The following is a 13,947-nucleotide window of genomic DNA, read 5'->3' on the forward strand; positions in this document are numbered from 1 at the left end:
TCTCGTCTATGCACACGGTCGGAACGTTCTCGCCGTCGTCGGTCGAGGACGCACGAGCGCAGTACGAGACGGTCGGCCCCGCGGCCCAGACGGTCGTCCGCGAGGTCGCGAAGGCCATGGAGTTCGACCGCGAGGAGTACGACGACCGCGTCACCGGCGAGGTCGTCGAGACCGCACGGGACGCCCTGTTCGCGAGCCTGCTCGAGGTACGGGTCGGCTCCCGGGAGGAGTACGAGGCCTGGCGGGAGTCCTACGACGGCGAGGTGACGACCCTCGGCCACGAGAACGTAGAGCGGGCCGTCTGGCACGCCGGTCCCGAGGGGGAAGCCGTCGCAGCCACCTTCCAGAACGAGGAGGACGCGGCGGTCGCGACGCTCCGCCGGCAGGCGTTCGGCCGGCTGTACCGCGAGCACTTCTCGGGATAGCTCTGCGGGCGGCGGGCATCGCCACCTATTCTTCCATCGAGGGCGGAGCGTTCGTCGATGACGCCATCGCCACCATCATCTTCAGGGGATCGCGAGGGAGACCGGGACCCGGACCGGGACCCGGACGCCAACACACCCGACGACTGGGCGCTCCTCGAGGAGGTCACCGAGTACGAGACCGACTGGTACGACGGCGGTTACGACCGCGTCGAACAGCCGGACGGCACGGAGAAACGCTACTACTGGGCGGACCTACCGCCGGCGGTCGTCGTGGTGGCCCGGATCGACGGGAGCGTCCTCGAGGGTGCCGACGCGTCCGTTGGGTCCGACGAGGACACGGACGGCGACCGACTCCTGTTCGTCGAACAGTACCGCCCGACGATCCGGGAAACCCACCTCGAACTCCCCGCGGGGATCGTCGAGGACGGCGAGTCCTACACGACGGCCGCCACGCGGGAACTCGAGGAGGAGACCGGATTCCGGCCCTCGAGTACCGCCTTGCTCCAGGAGTACGCGGTTGCGACGGGCGTGCTCCGACACGACCGCGGGATCGTCTACGCGGAGGGACTCGAGCCCGGCCAGCGCGAACTCGACAACAACGAGTTCCTCGAGGTACGGACGGTCCCGGTCGACGAGGCGCTCGAGCGCGCCCGCGAGCAGCCGGCCAACGACTCGACGCTGACGGCGTTGCTGCTGGCCAAGGAGGACGGGTTGATCTGAGGCGCCGAGCCGCTTCCGTTCGGCGGCGTAGACCTGCTCTTTCCGTCTACGAGTCGGTTCGGCCGGCGCACTCGAGTTCGAGAGCCTCGCGTATCCGCTCGTAGGGGCGGTCGAGTTTCCCCTCTCCTTCCTCGTAGCCGCTTTCCGGCCAGAGATCTAGCCCGTCGTCGGCGCGACGTGGCGCGACGTGCAGGTGGAAGTGTGGCACCGACTGCTGGGCGGCCTCGCCGCTGGCGTGGAGGAGGTTCGCGCCGTCGAAACCGGCGTCGCGGAGCCGTCGAACGATGCTCCGGGCGTGGGTCGTCACCTCGGCGAGCGTCTCCGCCGGGATGTCGAACAGGCTCTCGTAGTGAGTTTTCGGGACGACGAGCAGGTGCCCCTCCGACACGGGGTCGAGGGGCGCGAACGCGATCGTTTCGTCCGTCTCCTCGAGAAGGAGGGTGTCACCGTCCCCGTCCCCGTTTCCGTCCCCGTCCCCGTCCCCGTCTCCGTCGACGATTTCACAGAACGGACAGGTCACACCGAGATATCGTCAGCAAAACTGAAAACTGCGTCGCTCGAGGTCGTCGTGTAGAGGGGCGCTCGAGCGCGGAGGTGGCTATCGGGGGTCAGTGATCGTGGTCGTGATCGTGGTCGTGATCGTGCCCGTGCGAATGGCCCCCGTCACTGGCCTTCCCGATGTCGCCGCCCGCGACGAGCGCCTCGTGGTCGCCCTCGATCATGTCCATGTTCTTGAGGTTATCCCGCTCCTCGAACTCCTCGACGGCGTTTAGCAGGTCCTCCTGGGTCAGCGTCGTCCGGTCCTCGGTCAGCGCCTCTAGTACCGCCTCCCGGAGCACCATCCGGAGGTCGCTGCCGGTCAGGCCCTCGGTCGCCTCGGCGATCAGTTGCGGATCGAACTCCTCGATTTTCATCTGGCGGGTGATGACTTGGAGGATGTCCGCCCGCATGTTGTAGTCGGGCTTGGGGAAGTTGATGATCTCGTCGAACCGCCGCCAGGCGGCGTCGTCGAGTTGATCCGGATGGTTGGTCGCGCCGATCAGCAACACGTCGTCCTCGATCAGCGAGATGTTGTCGATGCTCTTGAGCAGCGTGTTGACGGCGCGCTTGAGCGCGGCGTGTTCGTCGCTGCGGCGCGTCTTCGCGACGAAGTCGAACTCGTCGATAAAGAGGATACACGGCGAGAGCCGCTTTGCGACCTCGAAGGTCTTGTCGACGTTTTTCGCCGTCTCGCCGAGGTACTGGGAGGTGATCATCGAGAGTTTGACCTCGACGAACGGCAGGTCCATATCGCGAGCCAGTGCCTGCGCGGTCGACGTCTTCCCCGTCCCCGGCGGCCCGACGAACAGCAGTTTGCCGATCTCCCGCAGGCCGATCTGCGAGAGGTAATCCCGGTGTTCGATCGCCTTCGCGATCTTGTCGAGTTCGTTCTCCTGGTCGTCGGTGAGCACGAGGTCGTCGAGCGTGATCTCGACCTCCTCGGGGGCTCGAACCTCGACGAGGTCGAGCATGTCCTCGTCCTCTTCCTCGTCGAAGTACTCCTCGAGCAGGCCGTCGATCCAGGCGCGGTCGGCCTGGATCGGCCGGTTGCGCTCGCGGGCCTCCTCGTGGGTGGCCTCGCCGTCGTAGGTCTCGTGATCCTCGAAGTGTTTCGCCAGGGTGGGGTTTTCGAGGAGCCGTTCGTCGTCGACGCGCTCGAGGAACCACTCCTCGGCCAGGTCCCGCTGGGTGATCGTAATCGTCCCGGAGAACTCGTCGCGTTCGGTGAACATGAGCTCCGAGACGGCTTCCCAGGGCCGTTCGATGCCGGTCGCCTCACGCGCCGTCGCGTTGGTCGCCGAGAGCGGCCGGCTGATCCCGGCGCGGCGGCGACTGCTCCCGTCGTCGTCGCCGTCCGATCCGGCGTCGGAACCGCCGCTCCCACCGGTCCAGAACACCTGTCGGAACGACGGCGGCAGGTCGTTCTCGTCTAACGTCCGGTCGTCCGAGTACACGCTCGTCGTGAGCAGGAACTCGACGACATCGAGCGCCGCATCACTCATTCGTTCGACGTAACGCCCACACGCTCTTAACAGCGTCGTCCTGCTGCGCTGGCGAACGCGATTTACATGTACGTCCGAACGCGGGCCCGTGAATGGACGCCGACGCGGACGACCGGCTCGACAGCGGCATAACGGTTTTCGTCCGTCGGCGCAACACCTGTTCGTATGGACGTACTGATGGGTCTCGGGGGCAGCGACGAATCGATAAAGACGCTCCGCCGGACGATCGAGCGGACCAGGGAAGTCGACGACGATCTCACCGTTGCTATCCTCGAGAAACCGGAGTCGAAACGCTCGCAGGAGGAGATGCGCGAACAGGCGGAGGAACTGCTCGACGGCACTGACATCGACGCCAATATCGTTGAACTCGAGGGCGATCCGGGAAGCGCGCTCGTCGACTACGCGGAACAGGGCGAGTTCGACCAGCTGGTGATCGGCGGCGGCACCCTGAGTCCGATGGGGAAGATCCAGCTGGGGCCGATCACCGAATTCGTTCTGCTGAACGCGCCGACGACCGTCAAGCTGGTGCGATAACGATGTCAGGTACGCGCGTCTACCCGGACGAACCATCGGGCCCGTTCCCCTCGCCGCCGTCGACGTTCGAGGACGGCGAGGGCCGTACGATCGAGGTCCGCGCGCCGGACTCGTTCGAGGAGGTTATCGACGACGTCGTCGAGATGTACGACGCCTTCGACCCCACCGACCGCGCCCAGGGGATCCCGCCGACCGGTGAGGAGCGTATCCGGGGCTGGCTCGAGACGATCGCCGACGAGAGCATCAACGTCGTTGCACGACACGACGGGGACGTGATCGGACACGCCATGCTGGTTCCCGACGCGGACGATCCGCCGTCGATGGACGGTGAAGGTGACGACGCTGACGGCCCCGGCTCCGGCCTCGGCCCCGGAGACATCGAGTGGGAACTCGCGATATTCGTCCTCCAGGAGTACCAGCGGGCCGGGATCGGCACGGTCCTGCTCGAGCAGTTGCTCGGGCACGCGAGCGACGTCGGGATCACCCGCGTCTGGCTGACCGTCGAACGATGGAACAAGCCGGCGATCGCGCTGTACAAGCAGGTCGGCTTCGAGACGACCGGCGGGGAGAGCTTCGAACAGGAGATGGCGATCCTGCTAGATTAATAGCGGTCCTGGCCTGCACTGCTGTGGGGGTGAATCCCGGCGGTACGATTCGGTTCGGCCCCGAGGTGACGCCTGGAACCGCAACGCCACTAGACCGAGAGAACCGGCTGACTCGCGTAGGAGAGGACGTACTCGGCGGCTTTCTCGAGGACTTCGGCCGACGGTTCGGTGACCGGCTCCCGCGGCAAGACGATGAAGTCTGCGTCGAGTTCGTCGGCGGTGTCGAGGACGACGTTGCCGGGGTGGCGGGTCTTGCGCGTCTGGGAGAAGCCGTCGTCGACGGACGTCGACAGCGCCACGCCGTAGTCGTCGGCGATCGATCCGATATCGTTGAAAAAGCCCTGGGTCTTCTCGGCAACGTCGTCCTCGTCGACGGTGCCGGCATCCAACCCGCGTACGACCCCGCGACCGAGCACGAAGAGCGCGTGAACGTCGGCGTCGTACCGGTCCGCGACGGCGACGGCGTACTCGACTGCGGTGGCGGACTCGTCGCTGCCGTCGACCGGCGCGAGGACGGTATCGACGGTAAACTGCTCGCTGTCGTCCTTACCCATACGGCTCAGTCTGTGCCGCGACCAAAAAAACCCTCCCCCGTGGGTTCGAGCGTCGCCGCCCTCTCTTCGGTTTCGCCACGGCCTCGAGTGGGCCGTTCAGTTCCCGGAGACGGTCCTCTTTCGGTGGTATTTAAGCGGTTACGGGCGTAACGACTGGATATGTTCGATACGGTCGTGGTCGCGACGGACGGTTCCGAGAGCGTCGAGCGGGCCGTCGACGTCGCGCTCGATCTCGCCGACCGCTTCGACGCCGAGATACATGCCCTCTCGGTCGTCGACGCGAGCCAGGTCGACGCCTCGCCACAGCAGCTTCGGGAGGAGCTTCGTACCGCCCTCGAGACGACTGCGGACGCCGCGCTGGCGACCGTCGAGGAGCGCACCGACGAGGACCGGGAGATCGAGACGGCGGTCCGCGAGGGGCGACCGGCCAGCGAGATCTGTGAGTACGCCCGCGAGATCGACGCCGACGTGATCGCGACGGGGACCCGCGGTCGTCACGGCGAGAACCGCCTGCTGCTGGGCAGCGTCGCGGAACGGGTCGTCCGGACCTCCCCGGTGCCGGTGTTGACGGTGCGACAGCTGGATCCGATGGGTGGGGACGACGCCGAGACCGAGACTGAGACCGAGACCGACGGAGCCGGAGCCGGAGCCGCCGACGCCGACGCCTGATTGGCCACGAAGTCGGACTCGAGCACTCTCGAGACCGGCGCTTACTTCCCCCGTCGTCCCCCATCGAGGGACATGTACGACGAACTCATCGATAGCGGCGATCTCCCGATCGCCCGCAAGTCAGTTCTCCCGGGGACCGGCTTCTTCCTGCCCGATTCCCTCGAGGAGGACCTGGAGGACGAACGGACCGCGGCCGCCCTCGAGGGGGCCGAGGTCGCGGTGATCGCCGACCCCGACGCCGACGGGCTGGCCTGCGTCGCCTTGCTTCGGGAGGCCTACGACGACGTTCGGGCGGTGCCGGAGCCCGACGGAGAGGACGACGACGAAGCACCCACCTCTGACGGCGACGACGCCCCCGCCGGCGGCGAGGAAGAGGGCGAAACGCTCGACCTCCCCGGTGACGACGCCGTCGAGGCGCCCGAACCCACGCCCCACGAGGTCGCGCTGGTCCCCGCCAGCCCCCACGACGTCGAGGACGCCATCCAGCGGGTCGCCGACCACGCCGAACCCGGGATCGACCTCTACGTCTGTGACCTCTGTCCCGACCGCTACAAGTACGTCGAGGACGAACTCGAGGCCGCCCTCGAGACCGCCGACTCGGTCGCCTGGTACGACCACCACCAGTGGGACGACGCGGTCGCCGAGGCGGTTCGGGAAGCCGGCGTGGACCTCGTCGTCGGCGACTCCGACGAGGAGTGTTCGGCCGACGTGGTCTATCGCTCGCTCGAGTACGACTTCTCCCCGATGTACGAGGAACTCGCCGCCGTCACGCGGGACCACGACCTCTGGCTGCAGGAGGGCCCCCGCAGCGACGACCTGGCGGACTACGCCTACTGGACCAACCCCGCGGAATACGTCGAGGTCGTCCGCGAGTACGGCGTCGACCTGCCGGACTGGGTCCGGGAGTTCATCGAGGAACGCCGCGTCGAGAAAGAGGCGTTGATCGAGCGGGCGATCGCTCGAGCGGAGTACCGCGAGATCGGTGACTACACGGTCGGGGTCACCTACGGGCGCTGCTCGCAAAACGAGGTCGCGGAAGCGATGCGCGAGGAAGGGGCGGACGCATCCGTCGTGGTCAAACCCGCCGGCTCGGCCTCCATCCGAGGGACCGAGGCGTTCGACCGCTGCCACGAGGTCGCGGGGAAGGTAAACGGCGGCGGCCACCCGAAGGCCGCGGGCTGCAAGCCCGATATCTACGACGACATGCTCGACTACGCGAATCACTGGACCTCGCGTGGAGCGGTGACCAAACAGGTCATCCTCGACGCGTTCCGCGAGGTCATCGAGGACGAAGCCAACGAAGACGAAGCAGTCGACGACACGTAGCCGGTCGGGCGCGCCCCGTGGCGCGACTCGAGAGCCCTTACGTTCGCCGATCCGTCTGAACCTGCTGTCAGTCGAGGCGTTCGACGACCTCGATGTCCCCCGCTTCGTTTACCGCGACGATTCGCTCCGTGTCACAGCCCTCGATTTTGCCGGGACCGGTTACGGCTTCGTCCGCGGTTCGGACCTCCTCGACGGGGTCGTCGGTCTCCGGGAGCCCACACATTACGCCGACCGTCCCCGGATCGGTCGACAGGACGAGGATCGTCCCGTCCGATTCGATCTCGACGTCCGCATTCGGCGGCCGCGCCAGGTCGGAGACCGTTTCGTTGACTGTCTCAGTCGCTTCCTCGTTGACTTCTTCGGTCATGGCTTCTAGGTCCCCGGTACAGCCTGCTATCGCGCCTATCGAGGCTGTACAGATCGACGTCAGCCACTGGCGACGGTCCATCGTCATCGTCATCGGTCCCCCGTTTCCGGCCGCCTCAAATAAACTCGGTGGCCGTCGTATCGAGTTTATATCGGGTGTCGTGTCTCTGGGGGTCTTTCTTCTCGACGGGTCCACGACTCGAAACTTGCTGCTGGGTTATTTTCGGGGAGAGTGAAGAAGGATGGGTGCTCGAGTGCGGACCGTCCGTCGGCGACTACTCCTGGGAGGCGAAATACCGCATCACGAGCTGGAGGACGTGGACGAAGACCCCGGCGACGGCGATGTAGACGCCGATGATCTGCAGGCCGGTCGAGACGTCGCGGCGATCCCTGACCTGCCAGATCTCGTAGCCAAGCCGAAGCACGAATCCGAGGAACACCAGGACGAACCCGACCAAAAGCAGGGTCGGCAGGACGAACGAGCCGACGGCGATGACTGCGATCCCGCCCAGGAACGCGTAGTTCGCGAACCGGCCCCAGTGCTCGAACGTCGTCGATCGAGCGTAGACGTAGCCGGTCACGAGGGCAGTCATGAGCGCAGTGATGATCGCCGTGATCCCGAGGATCGTGAGGCGGGACTCCGGCGATGCGAACCGGAGGACGCCGGCACCGAAGACGCCGAACGCCACCTGCAGGAGGACCATCCCGACGAAGGCCGTTCCCATGTCGCCGTTCTGGACGCCGCGTTCGGCGATCAACTCGCCGACGAAGATCACTGCACCGTAGACGAGTACGCCGAGGATCGGCGCGGTCCCGAACAGGAGATCGTTGACGGTCGCGAGCGGCGTCGCCACGAAGACGTACATCAACGCGACGGTAAGCGCCATCAGCGCGCTCGCGCCACCCATCACGCGACCTTCCCGGCCCGTCAGCGCGAACCGTTCCGTCTCGTGCGGGGTGTCGAAGGAACTCATTGGCCGCGACTACCTTCCGGGCGCTGAAAAGGATATTCCTTACTCCTGACTGGTCCTGTCGGTTACGCCTCGAGGTCGGTGCCGGGGTCGCCCGCGTCACCAGGGTTCCACCGATCCGAGTACGCCACCCCACAGGAACACTGCGCGTAGGCGTGGACGACGTCGCCCTCGGCGTAGATGCCGCCGACGTCCTCGTTTTGCTCCTCGGTGAACGCGAAGACGAACTGGACCTCGTGGTCCGCAGCGTCGTCGCCCGGGGTCTCCGGGCAGGTGCCGCCGGCGAGGTCGGCGTCGACGATCCCCTCGTGTTCCATCGCCGACTTGGCGAACTGCATCGCGCCGGTGCCGGTCGCGGCCTGGAACGCGCTCCGGCCGCGCTCGCCGTCGACGACGATCAGGACCCCGCCGTCGACGTCCTCGCCGAACTCCGCCAGCCGGTCGTCGGAGACGTAGGAATCGGCCAGAAAGAGGGCGACGTCGTCCGGTCGGTCGCCCGCCAGAAACTCCTCGCGCGCGGGAAACTCGCTCTCGTCTGCGGTCATGACCCGCTATCGGCCTTCGAGGGGGATAAAAGCCGCGACACCGCCCGATATCGGCGACTCGGTCCCGTACTCGCTCGAGTCGGTCGCCCGGATGCTCGCACATGAAGATTACGGCCATCGGCCGTCAGAAGCGGTCTCGCTGCAAAAACACTTATCTGTGTCACCTCCCCTTTCACGACTATGTCCGGAACCGACGGGTTTCGCGCTCGCCCCTGACGGGGGAAGCTACGCCCGTCCACACACCCGGCCGACGGCCGTACGACGGCCGGGGAGACGGTTCCGAACGCAGTCGCTCGGTACGCTCGCGGCCGAACGGGGGATCGACCCGGGCCGCGACGCGACCGCGAGCGACCGAACGGAACGAACCTGACCATGGCCACGACGAACCAGACCACCACGGACGCGGATTCGGACGGCATCACCACTCACGTCCTCGAGTTCAGCCTCGGGGAGAACCGCTACTGTGTCGACATCGGCTACGTCGCCGAGATCGTCAACACGGAGGAACTGACGCCCGTGCCGAACACGCCGGATCACATCGAGGGCGTCATGGACCTGCGCGGGGAGACGACCAAGATCGTCAACCTGCGGATGATCTTCGGCGACGAGGAGCCGTCGCTTGGCAACCGGATCATCGTCTTCAAGCGGAAACGCGGCTCCGACGAGCGGATCGGCTGGCTCGCCGACGAGGTCCACCAGGTCGAGCAGATCGACGTCGAGGAGGTCGACACCTCCGTCGAGGGCGAAGGAATCGCCGGCGTGATCCGCCGCGACGACGAGTTCGTGCTCTGGATCGATCCGACCGACGTTCGCGTCTAACTCCTGTTCCGTCCTTCGTCGGTGGCGTTCTCCGTCGACTCTCGGTCGGTACCGACCGCCAAATTCCGGTGGCTAGCCGACACCGCCGTCCGAGGGACGACCTGTCTCAGACGGGTGACTGCCCGTCAGTTCCGGCGTAACCGCGATCCGGGCCGGGCAGCGGGTGCGCCGGTACATCGACACAGGGATCCGTCTCAGTCGACGACCGGAAGTTCGACGACGAAGACGCTTCCCTCCGGTTCGTTATCGACGATTCGAACGTCACCCTCGTACCGGTCGACGAGGGTTCTGACGAGGTAGAGGCCCAGTCCCGTTCCGTCGCTGTCGAGTCCCTTCTCTCCCTCCTCGAAGATCCGTTTCTTCTGATCGTCGGAGATACCGGGACCGTCGTCCGCGATCCGGACGCGGACGGTTTCGTCGTCGGCCTCCGCCGAGACGGTGACCTCCGGCACGTCCTCGTCGTTGTGGAGGATCGCGTTGGTCAGCAGGTTCCGGAACACCGATTCCAGTAACTCGTCGGCCAGCACCGTGACGTCCGGAAGCGATCCCTCGACGGTGAGCAACGCACGTTCGTGGCTCGAGCGGACATCGTCGACCTGGTCCCCGAGGACGGGCCGCAATCGCACGGGAGAGCGGTCGACGCCGACCTGTAGCAACACCTCCGTGACGTCACGGGCCGTCTCCGTGATGTCGACCGCCTCGCGAGCCGCCTCCAGTACCTGTTCGACGTACTCCTCGGTTCCCTCGTCGACGTGTTCCCGGAGAAGTTCGGTGTAGGCAAGCACCAGCTGGAGGTCGTTGCGAACGTCGTGGCGGACGACCTGGTTGAGCAACTCGAGGTTGTCCCGCTGTCGCTCGAGCGTGCGTTCGTACTCCTTGCGTTCGGTGACGTCCCGGGCGTAGCCGAGGACGGCGTCGTCGCCGCTGCCGGACACCTCGTAGGGGATCTTGACCGTCCGGAACGTCTTCGTCTCGCCGTCTGCGGTCGTCAACTCCTCTTCGGGGATCGATTTGGGTTCGCCCGACTCGATGACCTCGAGGTCGTCGGACCGGAACTGCTCGGAATCCTCGGCTGCGGGAATGATCTCGGACTCCGTGCTCCCCTCGACCGCTTCGGGCGTCGTTCCGTACGCCTCGGCGGTCGCCTCGTTCGCGAGCAGGTACTCCCCGTGGCGATCCTTGACGAAGAGCAGGTCCGGAATGAGGTCGATGATCTGGCGGAGCTCCTCGCGGGCCTGCTCGATGGCCGCATCGTATTCGGTGCGCGCGGTGACGTCGCGATAGACCCAGAGACGACCGTATCGCCGATCTTCGTCGACGACCGGCGTCGAATACAACTCCAGCGTGCGCCCGTCCTCGAGCCGGATCTCCTCGCCGTGTACCTCGTCGGGACGGTCGTACAACCGCTCGATCGTGGCGGTGAACCGTTCGGGCTCGGGCTCCTCGATCATCTCGAGGGCGTCCGCCAGCAGCGCTTCTCCGTCGGTCGGGATCTCGTCACGGTCGGCCAGGTCCCACAGTTCGAGGAACCGGTCGTTGTAGTGGAGCACCTCCCAGTCGGGATCGGTGACGAGCATCCCGTCCCTGGTTGCCTCCGTCACGGCCTCGAGCAGCGAAGACTGGCGCTGCAGTCGCTCTTGCTGTCGTTTCCGTTCCGAGATGTCCGTCGAGACCCCACAGATGGCTTCGACGTTCCCGTCGGCGTCGGACACCGGCGACTTCCGCATCAGCCGCACGCTCTCCCCCTCGACAGTCGGGACCGCCCACTCCATTTCGATCGACTCACCCGTCTCGAGGACGCGTCGATCCTGGCGCTGATAATCGGACAACCGGTCCGCGGGAAACAGATCCTCGTCGGTCAACTCGGTGACGTCCACATTCTGGTCGATACCGAACAGGTCCCGACACGCCCGGTTCATCAGCAGAAATCGGCCGTCAGTATCCTTCAAAAACACCGCGGCGGACATGGTCTCGAGCACGGTTTCGAACCGACGGTGCATGCGGTTCAGCGTCCGTTCCCGCTCCGTTCGCTCCGTCACGTTCCGCGAGGCCCCGACGATGCCGCTCACCTCGCCGTCCTCGAGGATCGGCGTCAGTTTCGTCTCCCAGCAGGTCGTGCCTGCACCGAACGCGAGGGTTTCCTCGTACTCGATCGGCTCGGCCCGTTCGACACAGCGCCGGTAGTTCTCGGCGACGGTCGCCCCCTGTTCGTCGCCGAGGAGTTCCCGCGGCGTCTGTCCCCGGAGTTCGTCCTCGGAGAGGCCGGTCTGGTCCCGGTGTGAGGCGTTGTTCCGTCGGAACGTGAACGTGTACTCTCCCTCCCGTTGCCTCTCCTCCTCCCCCTCGCCGCCGTCGTCCGTCCGCTCGACGTCGATCAGAAACACGGCGTCGTCGATGGCCCGAAAGATCGTCTCGTAGACGTTCTCGGCCCCGGAATCGATCGCGCCGAGCGGGTCGGTATCGTTATCCTGGGCTGTCTCGGGATCGTCCTTCATCGTATGTCTTCTCGAGGTGGACGTCTAGACGAGCGACGGTGATATGCTTCGCGGCCGTCCGAGGGAGCGTTCGCAGCGGCGCGATGCCGCGGGAGGGGAGTCACCGCGATCGGGCCCGCGGCCTACCGCTCGTCCACGTCCGTCTCCGTCCGTAACTCGTCGACTTCGTTCACCAGCTGATCGATCGTCTGCTGCTGGTGGTCCGTCGCCGCGACGACCCGCTCGGCGGCCGCCTCGCTCTCGTCGGAGCGATCCCGGACCGTCTCCATCGTCGACGTGAGCTCTTCGACGCTGGCCGTCTGGTCGTCGACGACGCGTGCCACCTCCGAGATGCCGTTCGTCGCTTCCTGGACCGACGCCGAGATCCCCTCGAGAGCGTCCAGGACGGCCTCGATCTGTTCGTCGGCGTGGTCGATCCGCCCGTGGGAGCGTTCGACCGCGTCGGCCGTCTCGTCGGTCTGGGCCTGGAGTTCCTCGAGGCTGGTCGATATCTCCTCGGTGTGCTGTTGGGTTTCGTCGGCCAGCGTCTTCACGTGGTCGGCCACGACCGCGAAGCCGTCGCCGCTCTCGCCCGCACGGGCGGCCTCGATGTTGGCGTTGAGCGCGAGCAGGTTGGTCTCGTCGGCCACGTCCGAGATCACCTCCACGACGTCCCCGATCTCGTCCATCCGCGCGGAGAGGGCGTCGACGCTCTCGACGAGTTCGTCGCCGATCTCGACGACGTCGGCCATCGCCTCGCGTGCGTCCTCACCGGCTTCGAGGCCGTTCTCGACCGCCTCGCTGGCGTCTTCGGCCGCCGAGTCGACCTCGTCGGCCTGGGCAGCCAACTCCTCCATCCCGGCCGCGAACGACTGCATCTCGTCGACCGAGTCCTGCAAGAGCGCGTGCTGCTCGGAGACGTTCCCCGAGATCTCGTCGGCCGCGCCGGTCGCCTCGTCGACCGCAGCCTCCATCTCCTCGGCGCGCTCGGTAACGCGTCCGGTCAGGGTCTCGAGGGTGTCTGCCATCTCGTTGACGTCGTCGATAACCGCCGTCAGTTCCGACTCGAGCACTGCGAACTCCTCGCGGCGGCTGGCTCGCGCCGTGAGGTCGCCGCGGCCGATCCGGTTCGCCGTCGCCTGTATCTCGCGGACGAGGTCGGCAGTGGCGTCGCGCTGGTTCACGACGTCCGTTCTGTCGACGACGACCTCGATCACCCCCACGAGGTCGCCGTCGTCGTACAGCGGCGTCGCCGAGAAGTCGATGTGCTTCTCGTCGCCGTGGCGGTCGACCATCGTACTGCTGTCCCCGTACCGGTTGCGAGACGGATCCCGAAGTTCGACGTCGAACTCCCGGTGGGCCCGGTCGGGCGCTTGCAGGACCTTGTCGGCGAGGGTATCCGCACGGCGGCCGTCCGGGTAGAACAGCTCGGAGACGTGTTCGTGGCCGATCGCCTCCTCGCGGTCGACGCCGGTCAGTTCGACGATGGCCGCGTTCCACTCGCGGACGCGGCCGTCGGCGTCGAGCACGAACGTCGGCACGCCCGTCCCGTCGAACAGTTGCTGGTAGCCGGCGCGACGGAGCGTTCGGTCATCGGTTGTGTCTCCAGTTCCCGCGGGTTCGGGTTCGTCGTCCGTCCCCACCGTCTCTCCACGGCCCCTTCGGTCGACAGTCTGTTCACTCATTCGTATCACTGTGAACGTCTAACCTGGGGCAGTTAAATCTCGTGGCAGATCGGCCGTTTCGAGGCTGTTTCGTCGGGAACTGCGCTCCTGTTTCGAGTTTTCCGTTTCGGTTCGATACCTTCCCCGCTCGTCGTCGACCGCGGCGGCTCGGTTCGCCGTTCGTCGGGTACGGGCCGTCGGCACTCGCGGCCACGGCGACGCGGGCCGGCGAC

At 66.4% G+C, this 13,947-nt stretch carries 15 protein-coding genes; 7 read left to right on the forward strand and 8 right to left on the reverse strand.

Features of this window, described 5'->3' with window-relative positions:
• Positions 1-8: 8 nt before the first annotated feature.
• Both CHINAEXTREME_RS06045 and CHINAEXTREME_RS06050 read left to right on the forward strand, forming a co-directional pair.
• Entirely contained in the window at positions 9-425 is a 417-nt protein-coding gene (locus CHINAEXTREME_RS06045; RefSeq protein WP_007139876.1) for a DUF5809 family protein, read from the forward strand.
• A gap of 57 nt (positions 426-482) precedes the next feature.
• Positions 483-1,145 (forward strand): NUDIX hydrolase, encoded by a 663-nt coding sequence (locus CHINAEXTREME_RS06050; RefSeq protein ID WP_007139875.1) that lies wholly within the window; start codon positions 483-485, stop codon positions 1,143-1,145.
• A 46-nt stretch (positions 1,146-1,191) separates the two neighbouring features.
• Here the strand turns inward: CHINAEXTREME_RS06050 and CHINAEXTREME_RS06055 are convergent, their stop codons facing one another.
• Positions 1,192-1,665 (reverse strand): HIT family protein, encoded by a 474-nt coding sequence (locus CHINAEXTREME_RS06055; protein ID WP_007139874.1) that lies wholly within the window; start codon positions 1,663-1,665, stop codon positions 1,192-1,194.
• Between the two features lie 88 nt (positions 1,666-1,753).
• Positions 1,754-3,187 carry an ATP-binding protein gene (locus CHINAEXTREME_RS06060; RefSeq protein WP_007139873.1) on the reverse strand — a complete coding sequence of 478 codons (1,434 nt, stop codon included), beginning with the start codon at positions 3,185-3,187 and terminating at the stop codon, positions 1,754-1,756.
• A gap of 165 nt (positions 3,188-3,352) precedes the next feature.
• Between CHINAEXTREME_RS06060 and CHINAEXTREME_RS06065 the strand changes: the two genes are divergently transcribed.
• A complete protein-coding gene (locus CHINAEXTREME_RS06065; protein ID WP_007139872.1) occupies positions 3,353-3,721 on the forward strand; it encodes a universal stress protein in 369 nt (122 codons plus the stop codon).
• Between the two features lie 2 nt (positions 3,722-3,723).
• Positions 3,724-4,326: a GNAT family N-acetyltransferase gene (locus tag CHINAEXTREME_RS06070; RefSeq protein WP_007139871.1), complete on the forward strand. Its 603-nt coding sequence runs from the start codon at positions 3,724-3,726 to the stop codon at positions 4,324-4,326.
• Between the two features lie 89 nt (positions 4,327-4,415).
• Here the strand turns inward: CHINAEXTREME_RS06070 and CHINAEXTREME_RS06075 are convergent, their stop codons facing one another.
• Positions 4,416-4,880, reverse strand: a complete 465-nt coding sequence (locus tag CHINAEXTREME_RS06075; RefSeq protein WP_007139870.1) for a universal stress protein — start codon at positions 4,878-4,880, stop codon at positions 4,416-4,418.
• A gap of 159 nt (positions 4,881-5,039) precedes the next feature.
• On the opposite strand from CHINAEXTREME_RS06075, the gene CHINAEXTREME_RS06080 reads away from it, so the two are divergent.
• Positions 5,040-5,549 (forward strand): universal stress protein, encoded by a 510-nt coding sequence (locus tag CHINAEXTREME_RS06080; RefSeq protein ID WP_007139869.1) that lies wholly within the window; start codon positions 5,040-5,042, stop codon positions 5,547-5,549.
• Positions 5,550-5,621: 72 nt separating this feature from the next.
• Positions 5,622-6,875, forward strand: a complete 1,254-nt coding sequence (locus CHINAEXTREME_RS06085; RefSeq protein WP_007139868.1) for a DHH family phosphoesterase — start codon at positions 5,622-5,624, stop codon at positions 6,873-6,875.
• A gap of 67 nt (positions 6,876-6,942) precedes the next feature.
• Here CHINAEXTREME_RS06085 and CHINAEXTREME_RS06090 read toward each other — a convergent pair whose 3' ends face one another.
• The 3 genes from CHINAEXTREME_RS06090 to CHINAEXTREME_RS06100 all read right to left on the reverse strand — a co-directional run bounded on the left by CHINAEXTREME_RS06090 (position 6,943) and on the right by CHINAEXTREME_RS06100 (position 8,757).
• Positions 6,943-7,335, reverse strand: coding sequence for a hypothetical protein (locus tag CHINAEXTREME_RS06090; protein ID WP_010546384.1), 393 nt, complete (start codon positions 7,333-7,335; stop codon positions 6,943-6,945).
• 181 nt (positions 7,336-7,516) lie between these two features.
• Entirely contained in the window at positions 7,517-8,215 is a 699-nt protein-coding gene (locus CHINAEXTREME_RS06095; protein WP_007139866.1) for a hypothetical protein, read from the reverse strand.
• Positions 8,216-8,277: 62 nt separating this feature from the next.
• Positions 8,278-8,757 carry a DUF5807 family protein gene (locus tag CHINAEXTREME_RS06100; protein WP_007139865.1) on the reverse strand — a complete coding sequence of 160 codons (480 nt, stop codon included), beginning with the start codon at positions 8,755-8,757 and terminating at the stop codon, positions 8,278-8,280.
• 372 nt (positions 8,758-9,129) lie between these two features.
• Here CHINAEXTREME_RS06100 and CHINAEXTREME_RS06105 point away from each other — a divergent pair, with 372 nt between their 5' ends.
• A complete protein-coding gene (locus CHINAEXTREME_RS06105; RefSeq protein WP_007139864.1) occupies positions 9,130-9,576 on the forward strand; it encodes a chemotaxis protein CheW in 447 nt (148 codons plus the stop codon).
• Between the two features lie 194 nt (positions 9,577-9,770).
• Here CHINAEXTREME_RS06105 and CHINAEXTREME_RS06110 read toward each other — a convergent pair whose 3' ends face one another.
• The gene (locus CHINAEXTREME_RS06110; protein WP_007139863.1) at positions 9,771-12,071 is read right to left on the reverse strand and encodes a PAS domain-containing sensor histidine kinase; all 2,301 of its coding nucleotides are present in this window, start codon (positions 12,069-12,071) and stop codon (positions 9,771-9,773) included.
• A gap of 122 nt (positions 12,072-12,193) precedes the next feature.
• Positions 12,194-13,735 (reverse strand): methyl-accepting chemotaxis protein, encoded by a 1,542-nt coding sequence (locus CHINAEXTREME_RS06115; RefSeq protein WP_238593358.1) that lies wholly within the window; start codon positions 13,733-13,735, stop codon positions 12,194-12,196.
• Positions 13,736-13,947: the final 212 nt, after the last annotated feature.

The sequence above is a fragment of the Halobiforma lacisalsi AJ5 genome, from assembly GCF_000226975.2.
In the GTDB taxonomy this organism is placed as follows: domain Archaea; phylum Halobacteriota; class Halobacteria; order Halobacteriales; family Natrialbaceae; genus Natronobacterium; species Natronobacterium lacisalsi.